The organism is Duganella lactea (assembly GCF_009857505.1).
Lineage (GTDB): Bacteria > Pseudomonadota > Gammaproteobacteria > Burkholderiales > Burkholderiaceae_D > Rugamonas > Rugamonas lactea.
The window spans coordinates 1-255 of the sequence record NZ_WWCP01000120.1; the positions used below are offsets into that span (position 1 = coordinate 1).

Below are 255 nucleotides of genomic sequence, written 5' to 3' on the forward strand. Positions count from 1 at the left end.
TCAAAGGAATTGACGGGGACCCGCACAAGCGGTGGATGATGTGGATTAATTCGATGCAACGCGAAAAACCTTACCTACCCTTGACATGGATGGAACCTCTGAGAGATTGGAGGGTGCCCGAAAGGGAGCCATTACACAGGTGCTGCATGGCTGTCGTCAGCTCGTGTCGTGAGATGTTGGGTTAAGTCCCGCAACGAGCGCAACCCTTGTCATTAGTTGCTACGCAAGAGCACTCTAATGAGACTGCCGGTGACA

The 255-nt window shown here is 52.5% G+C and carries 1 rRNA gene; it reads left to right on the forward strand.

The annotated features are described in order from the left end of the window. Positions 1-255 (forward strand): 16S ribosomal RNA (locus GTP44_RS26960); the annotation flags it as partial.